This is a genomic window from Vulcanisaeta sp. EB80 (assembly GCF_002078205.2).
The window spans coordinates 1-7287 of sequence record NZ_LCWN02000088.1 but is presented as its reverse complement, the minus strand read 5'-3'; the positions used below and the strand labels follow the sequence as shown (position 1 = coordinate 7287).

The 7287-nt window shown below is 50.6% G+C and carries 9 protein-coding genes and 1 pseudogene; 6 read left to right on the top strand and 4 right to left on the bottom strand.

All coding sequences use genetic code 11. The features are described from left to right. A pseudogene (locus tag B7L70_RS11285) lies at positions 1-505 on the top strand (dihydroorotase family protein); the annotation flags it as partial. Between the two features lie 33 nt (positions 506-538). Here the strand turns inward: B7L70_RS11285 and B7L70_RS11280 are convergent. Next, positions 539-970 (bottom strand): hypothetical protein, encoded by a 432-nt coding sequence (locus tag B7L70_RS11280; RefSeq protein ID WP_238376226.1) that lies wholly within the window; start codon positions 968-970, stop codon positions 539-541. A 51-nt stretch (positions 971-1021) separates the two neighbouring features. On the opposite strand from B7L70_RS11280, the gene B7L70_RS11275 reads away from it, so the two are divergent. The 3 genes from B7L70_RS11275 to B7L70_RS11265 are packed head-to-tail and all read left to right on the top strand — an operon-like array spanning position 1022 to position 3309. Beyond that, the gene (locus B7L70_RS11275) at positions 1022-2143 is read left to right on the top strand and encodes a hypothetical protein (RefSeq protein WP_081228279.1); all 1122 of its coding nucleotides are present in this window, start codon (positions 1022-1024) and stop codon (positions 2141-2143) included. A gap of 39 nt (positions 2144-2182) precedes the next feature. Continuing rightward, on the top strand, positions 2183-2971 hold the full coding sequence (locus tag B7L70_RS11270) for a ParA family protein (protein WP_081228278.1): 789 nt from the start codon (positions 2183-2185) through the stop codon (positions 2969-2971). Further along, positions 2968-3309 (top strand): hypothetical protein, encoded by a 342-nt coding sequence (locus tag B7L70_RS11265; protein ID WP_081228277.1) that lies wholly within the window; start codon positions 2968-2970, stop codon positions 3307-3309. Before B7L70_RS11270 ends, B7L70_RS11265 begins: the two co-directional genes overlap by 4 nt. Here the strand turns inward: B7L70_RS11265 and B7L70_RS11260 are convergent. Next, a complete protein-coding gene (locus B7L70_RS11260; RefSeq protein ID WP_081228276.1) occupies positions 3263-4771 on the bottom strand; it encodes an ATPase, T2SS/T4P/T4SS family in 1509 nt (502 codons plus the stop codon). The two genes, B7L70_RS11265 and B7L70_RS11260, sit on opposite strands and share 47 nt — an antisense overlap. 75 nt (positions 4772-4846) lie before the next feature. Between B7L70_RS11260 and B7L70_RS11255 the strand changes: the two genes are divergently transcribed. Both B7L70_RS11255 and B7L70_RS11250 read left to right on the top strand, forming a co-directional pair. After that, positions 4847-5197, top strand: a complete 351-nt coding sequence (locus tag B7L70_RS11255; RefSeq protein ID WP_081228275.1) for a hypothetical protein — start codon at positions 4847-4849, stop codon at positions 5195-5197. Continuing rightward, complete coding sequence (locus tag B7L70_RS11250) at positions 5194-5829, top strand: ParA family protein (protein ID WP_081228274.1); 636 nt, start codon at positions 5194-5196, stop codon at positions 5827-5829. The genes B7L70_RS11255 and B7L70_RS11250 overlap by 4 nt, the downstream gene beginning before the upstream one ends. Before the next feature lie 2 nt (positions 5830-5831). Here the strand turns inward: B7L70_RS11250 and B7L70_RS11245 are convergent, their stop codons facing one another. Further along, a complete protein-coding gene (locus tag B7L70_RS11245; protein ID WP_081228273.1) occupies positions 5832-6197 on the bottom strand; it encodes a hypothetical protein in 366 nt (121 codons plus the stop codon). A gap of 71 nt (positions 6198-6268) precedes the next feature. Continuing rightward, on the bottom strand, positions 6269-7057 hold the full coding sequence (locus B7L70_RS11240; RefSeq protein ID WP_081228272.1) for a hypothetical protein: 789 nt from the start codon (positions 7055-7057) through the stop codon (positions 6269-6271). Between the last annotated feature and the right edge of the window lie 230 nt (positions 7058-7287).

The window sequence follows — 7287 nt, the reverse complement described above, 5'->3', positions numbered from 1 at the left end:
CTGCAAGGTAAACCCACCACTGAGGGATGAGGCAACAAGGAGGGAGTTACTGGCAATGTTCATAAGGGGCGAGATACCCATGGTAGCCAGCGACCACGCACCGCACGCCATGTGGGAAAAGGAGAGGTCATATGACGAGACACCACCAGGCATTGTTGGGTTGGAGACAACGGCACCACTACTCCTCACGCTCTGGAGGAGGGGCTTGACGACGATAGGCACGGTGATGAGGGCAATACAGGAGAGACCAATGAAATTCCTAGGATTCAATACGGCCATAAAACCAGGCTCATGCGCAGACCTAGCCATAATAAACACAAAGGCTAGGCACACAATAGACCCAACAAAATTCAAAACAAAGGCAAAATACACACCATTCAAAGGCTTCGAAGTAGACATAGGAATAGCCGCAACAGTATTGCACGGAAAACTCGCCCACATAGACACGGAATTAATCGAAGGCAGGATCACGGAAGCATTAGAGAAGGCACTAGGCTCATCATAATTTTTACCTCTCAGGGACCAATATTTTCAACAATCACGATGACGTTACAGAGAGGGATTCAACATACGAGCCACCGGTTACATTTAAGGTGACCAGCACGGTATAAACAACACCACTGGAGACCCCTGAGCATTTACCAACAACACCATAACTACCACCAGCAGTTACCTCAGCACCAACACCACTCCAGGTACACGGTACCTCCGACCCGTTAGGCCCATAAACCTCTATGCTGCTCACGTATATCGGTTCCGTACCAGCATTGTATATGTCAACGGTTACCACACCCGTTGAGCCGCTGATACTTGCTGAAACATCGATCTGGGGAGCGCTGGCAGCATTGCTGACCAGTGTCTTTGCGCGGTGGTAGAACAGCATCACTAGGGATATACCCACGACTATAAGCACAACAGCTATTATCACAGAAACCAGGGGCGACAACTCACCCCTACTTCCCAAACCCATGAACTCTTTTATAACAGTATTGCTTTTAAGCATTACACCCATAACCCACACATGAAATTCCAGGGCTTAAGGCCTTGGTTCAGGTTAAGGGTTGAGGAGCAACTACTAACTGCCCTGGCAATACCACTCTATCTCGTACAACCCGTGAGCCAGGTCATCGAGACATTAATAAATGAAGCGAGAAAGCTAGGCTTCAGCCACCTAAACGAGCTACTCATGATTAGAACCACCGTAATAATGAGGGAGCAAGTCACCAGGGTAGTCAGGGGCGGCTTGGCGTCGATGATTGAGACAATGCTCAACGCCGAGAGGTTGGGTATTGATCCGGGGGTCTCCGTACTCTACGTCCTTAGGGAACTGGATGACCACCTGAGGACCATGGGCAGTGACTATAGGGACTTGGTCATACTCCTGGACATCTTGATAATACTAACCCTCGCAATGACTCCCATGGTCATTGTGATAATGAGCCAGGCATTGAACATAAACCCAGCATCGTACTTAGTCATTAACTACGCCACCGCGGCACCAATAGCCCTAGCCCTAAGCTGGAACCTGGACCCGGGGCTGCTCAGTCTCGATGGTAAAGTCCTTAGGAACCTACCCATATCCGTAGTACCAGCCGTACCCGCATACGTCCTAACGCACTCGATAGCCATCGCATGGTTAGCGATGGCCCTCACATTCCTGGCATTAACCGCACGGTGGTACGCGGATTACCTAGCCAACCTATCCACACTGGGTAGGAGGGCTGTGGAAGCCGTGATAAGGGCGTCAACAATGCCCAGGGCCCAATGGATCCAGCACAGGCGTAATTGGCTTGAGGGCTTCATTAATGAGTACGTGAGGACCATAGCCCTGACGGGCATGGGTAGGCCTGACGTGCTCACGGTCGCTGTGACCGCAATAACGCACACCATAAACACCCTCATGGATAGTAGGAGGGTTAGTGCCCTATCGATCCTGGTCTCAACATCATTCATAATAACCCTACTCGTGGTTTTCAAATTCGTGATAAGCCAGGTGGCGGTGATAACGATACCGATCACCCTCCTCCTACCAACGACCATACTGGGAAGCTTCTTCAGCGGCTACCTACTCGACTCCTTCGTGACAGGGATCTACGCCTCAATACCCACCGTGATGACCTACGTAATAGTGACAATGCATTGAGGGCGCAAAGACTTAATACCGCAAGCGCATGATTAGCATATGATTATTGCACCATTAATTAGCCAAAAAGGTGGCGCAGGCAAGACACTTATTTCGGCAAGCCTCTCGGTGGCACTCGCGATCAGGGGCTACAGGGTCTGGCTAATTGACCTAGACCCAAACGCAACACTATCGAAGGTCATGGGCATAGGCAACCCAACGGGTGTCAACGGAGCCCTAACATACATAATGGGCTTCACAAAATCCATCAAGGTCCACACAGCCACAATGGAGAACAACACCATCGCCAACGTGAAGGTCATACCTCCAGGCACAACATCCGGCATAAACCCAGACGGAGCATTACCAAGCACCCCAGTCCTCACGTCGAGACTCTCATCACTAATCAATGGGATAGGCAACTACAGGGTAAGGCCGAACTTCGTACTCATAGACACACCCACACTAAACCCAACCCTAAACCCAAGCCTCACGGCATCACTAATCAACATCGCGAACCTACTAATCCTAGTCACCACAGACGAGCCCGGAGGTTCAAACTGGGTAGGCAGTCTCCTCGAGTATGCACTAACCATAACACAGGGTAGGAGGCAGGAGTACGTGATGATTATGAACAAGCTAATCAACATCAGGGGAGGCTTCGACCTAGGAGCCAGGTACATGGTCAGGATACTCAGAAATCCAGGCGTCGAGGCTGCATGGAGGGTCGGCTCAATACCATACCTAATAAAGGACCCAGAACTTAACCAATTCAGGAAGGCCATTGACGAGTTGGCATCAATACTTGAGAAGATAAACGCAGAACTCACCTGGGTGACCCAGCAATGAGGCTGTGGAGGCGTGGGAGGATTAATGATGAGGAGGATGAGGAAATAGCGAGTAGGGTAAGGAGGTTGATGCGCAGGCCCAGGCTGGGCACAGAGGGTGCGAAGCCGAGTGGGGAGGCCGTGAGGATATACGTGGATAGGGGATTAGAAATACTCAGGAAGCACCTGGAGGCGCTCGGTGCCAACAATGAGGAGTTGAGGAAGGCACTGGACCTGGGCAGGAAGGCGCTCATCGAGAGTTACCCAGACCCGGTGGACCTTGAGGAATTGGCCAGGGGCCTCCTCGCCAGCGTCAGGACTCCTCAAAGAAAACCTCGGTCTTGGCTTCCCTGGGCATGACCAAGCCCCTAGCCCTGTGGAACAGGGAGACCAACCTAACCCACTCCCTCTCATCAATGTCGAAGCCGGAGTAGTGCTTGAGGAAGACCTCCCTATCATTAACCTCCCTAACGACTGAGCCGGGGTCACCAAGGCGATTAGTTAATAACCTGATTAGGGCATCCTCATTAACAGAGCCACCCCAAACCTCCATCGGCCTACCGCCATCAACGACCCAAACACCCACAACCCTCCTAACCAAACCACCACCCCCAGGGAAGCGGCCCATCAAAACAACAACCATCGAAAGCAAGTCAACGGGTGCCCCATAATCCCTAAGCCTAGCCAAGGCCTCATCAACACCGCTTGCATGCATCGTCGTCGCGCCACCAACCTGCCCGGTCAGGATAGCGTGGAGCCAAGTCCTTGCATCCTCAGCACTCCTAACCTCATTAACAAACACATAATCAGCACCAACCCTAAGGGCGTGAACCAACCTAGCGAAGAGGGGCAGGGGCTTAACACTCGTGGTCCTACCCTCCCTACTAAGCAACGGAATAACACCACCAGCGAAGTCACCAACCAACTCCTGGGGCAGGACAACCTCATCAATATCCTCAACCTTAGCAATCACAGAGCCCGGGGGCAAGGCGGACATCAGGGCCGCGGATAGGCTAGTCTTCCCAGAACCAACGGGCCCAATAACGAGTATCGGGACACCAACCTCGAGGGCTAACCAAAGGTAAGCCGCGAGCCTGGCATCCACAGTACCCAACCTAACCATATCAATAAGCTTCCAGGGCCTCGTGGGGAAGACCCTAATACTCACCCTAACCCTATCAGTGACATCGAAGGAATCAATACTAACCCTCAGCATCGGCCTATGACCCCTATCGTAAGTCTCTATCGATGGGTTGTAATACGTCGGATGAGCCCCGGTCCTATCACCAATAACACTCACTAGGAGGTCAACCTCCTCAGCCGTGGGCACGACATTACTCAGGCAATCACCATAGAGGCTGGACTTAACGTGAACCCTGGCGTTAGGCGCCACGTAGATGTCGGTCAAACCAGCATCATCACCAACAAGGAGAAGTGCCTCGAGAACACCGTAATTATAAAGCCCGCGATAAAGTAGGGAGGCCCACAACGAAGCCTCATCACCCGAAACCCTAACACCACGCCTACCGAAGTACTCACCAGCAACAACACCCAGGGCCCTCAACATAGACCCCTCAAGATCCTGACCACCACCCCTAATCACCAACTCCCTAGCCCTGGGCAGGTAATCCCTAATGAAAGACCACAAATCAAAGGACTCAACACCAACCAGCGCATAATCATCAACATCCACAAAACAACCCGTACCCCAAACAGTACTGTACAGCGTAACCATGGTGGGGAAACCATGAAAAGAAACCCTACGACTAAACACAACCTCACCATCCACAGGCCCAGCAGACCTACTATAGAACAAACCCATGAGAAACACTAGACAAACCCACTTATAAGCAGTAAGGAGGCAAAACTAATTAACTCCAAAACACCAAAACAAACCATGTTCAAGCTAGGCAAGAAAAAACCACAGGACACGGAGGAGATCGAGGAGGAGCTCGTCATAGACGAAGAAACCTCAGACGAGTTCGGAATCAAACCATTAACAAACCAACAAGCCCCACCAACCCAACAGGTAGTGGTGAACCAGGGAGTCGTGGATTTAAGGAATTACGTGGAGGAGCTAAGCAGGAGGATTAACGAAATAACAAGCCTAAAGAACGAGATAGATAGGCTAACGCAAATGAAACCAACAATCGAAAACTACATAAACACACTAAGCGAGATACTGAAGGTACTAAACGAAATAGAAAACCTACTAAACAAACTAGACGAACTAAGGAGGAGGCTATGACAATAATAACAGTAACAAGCGGAAACGTGGGCGGGGTGGGCAAAACAACCATAACCCTAGCCATGCTACTAAACAGCAAGGGCACGGCATACCTAGACCTAAGCCCAGACAACAGGTCATTATCGATACTCCTCGGGCTAAACCCAAGGACGGACATCATAGACGCAATACGCGGAGGTAAATACACAATGTACACGAGGGATAAAAACCTGGTAATACCAATAAGGCACAGGGAGTACATAGAGCTTAGGCAACTCTACGAGGTAACACCACAGGAGGTGCAACAAGCCCTAAGGGCACTCGAGAAGACACTAACGAGTAAGTACGGCGTTGATAACCTAGTCATAGACACAATGAGCACAACAAACCTAGGCCTAATAAGGGCAGCCATAGACACAGCCGACAAACTCCTAATACCACTAACGAGGGAGAGGGCTGACTTGATAAGGAAATCAGTGCCAGCACAAAGGGGTAAACACCTGGTATACGCTATGAACATGGTCAGGGAAACCATAAAAACAAACGACGTGAGCGCAGTAATACCATACATCGAGGGCGCAAGCAATCAACTGGAGGTCGCCGAGAAAATAAGGAAGTACATCAACGATTTAATAAAGGTGGTCCTCGAATAAGCCTAGACCAACGAGGACAGGTGCTTAAGCACCAACTGCATGAACGAACTTACGGCACTCGCTATCTGCGTCAAACCAACGGCATTGAGGACAGTGGGCAGCACGGTCATGAACAAACCAAAGACAACACCCATAGTAACCAAGGCACCAATAATCCTCCTAATACTCGACCACTCAATCAGGGAGTAACCGATTAATGACTGAATAAGCGCCAAAAACCCAATAACACCCAAACCACCTATAGTCAACACAACAAGCACAGCAGCAACAAAGGCCATGAAATCAACAGTACTCTCAACCAAACCACTAACCGCACTCTCCGCAGCCGCATAGGGATTTACCGAGCAAACAACTAGAGTAAACGTCATGGGTTAACGCCAACACACAGGCTTTTCAGCATTATTGCACGTGGAAAACGCGATGCACCAGGCGCGGCGCACTAACGCCTAACACCTCTCAAAAGCTTCGTCAGGGAATTACCACCAAACCCAATCCTAGCCAGGTACTGGGGACCGAGCACGGAGTTCACATAACGGACCAAATCCTCGACCGGCCTAACGCCAGGCAATGCGGCGTAGTACCACTTAGACAATGCCTCAACACCCAGGATTAGGTAAGGATCCCATGACGCAACAAGCTTCGCCCTTATACCACCAGCCACAAACTCCCTATTAACCCTCTCAGCCCTAGCCTCACCTGCAAAGCCCAACTCATTAACCAACGCACCAAAAGTCCTGAAGTTACTGGGCTCACCAATGACGAAGAAGGGGTTCTCAGGCGTTATCTTTAGGTAATACCTACAGCCCTCCGTGGGTATCCTATTACAGACCCTAACAACCCTCTCACCTGGGAAGGCCTCCAAAACCCTATCCGCAGAGACAACCGAGTCAGGCTCGTACGAACTAACAACAACCACGGCATCAGCCCTACCCAACAAATCAACAAACTCAGGCTGAGCCACACTCATCGGCGGCAAATCAACAATCGCAACACCACCAAAATCCTGAGGGGGCTCACCCTGCCTAACCCTAACAACCCTCGAAAGCCTATTAATACCATCAACGAAGTCACCAAGGTAGTAATAAACGCCAGTACAAACACCAAGGGTGCATGAGTAGTCGAACAACTCATGAGCGACACCCCTGAGTGATAGGATTACGGATAGGCCTAGGGCTACCGTGCTCTTCCCAGTACCACCCTTAGCACCGCCAGTCACCAGTATTATCATCGACATTGGAATCCCCAGCCAAGTATTTTAATTACTTTCGACAAAGAGCCAGATATTAGCTAGCAAGGGAAGGCATTTTAAGTGAGGCCGTGGGTTTTGGGTACGCATTAATGAGCTTCTGGCAGAGGCATTTGCATGCAAGGCTTGTGGAGGTGCTGGCGAGGTATGGGTATGGGGAACCAACGCCGATCCAGGCATTGGCCATACCTAGGATACTCGAGGGGAGGCAC

What these genes read in the sequence shown, in the direction of transcription:
- B7L70_RS11280 (WP_238376226.1), bottom strand. Translation starts at nt 970, where the DNA reads ATGGGTTTGGGAAGTAGGGGTGAGTTGTCGCCCCTGGTTTCTGTGATA.
- B7L70_RS11275 (WP_081228279.1), top strand. Translation starts at nt 1,022, where the DNA reads ATGAAATTCCAGGGCTTAAGGCCTTGGTTCAGGTTAAGGGTTGAGGAG.
- B7L70_RS11270 (WP_081228278.1), top strand. Translation starts at nt 2,183, where the DNA reads ATGATTATTGCACCATTAATTAGCCAAAAAGGTGGCGCAGGCAAGACA.
- B7L70_RS11265 (WP_081228277.1), top strand. Translation starts at nt 2,968, where the DNA reads ATGAGGCTGTGGAGGCGTGGGAGGATTAATGATGAGGAGGATGAGGAA.
- B7L70_RS11260 (WP_081228276.1), bottom strand. Translation starts at nt 4,771, where the DNA reads ATGGGTTTGTTCTATAGTAGGTCTGCTGGGCCTGTGGATGGTGAGGTT.
- B7L70_RS11255 (WP_081228275.1), top strand. Translation starts at nt 4,847, where the DNA reads ATGTTCAAGCTAGGCAAGAAAAAACCACAGGACACGGAGGAGATCGAG.
- B7L70_RS11250 (WP_081228274.1), top strand. Translation starts at nt 5,194, where the DNA reads ATGACAATAATAACAGTAACAAGCGGAAACGTGGGCGGGGTGGGCAAA.
- B7L70_RS11245 (WP_081228273.1), bottom strand. Translation starts at nt 6,197, where the DNA reads ATGACGTTTACTCTAGTTGTTTGCTCGGTAAATCCCTATGCGGCTGCG.
- B7L70_RS11240 (WP_081228272.1), bottom strand. Translation starts at nt 7,057, where the DNA reads ATGATAATACTGGTGACTGGCGGTGCTAAGGGTGGTACTGGGAAGAGC.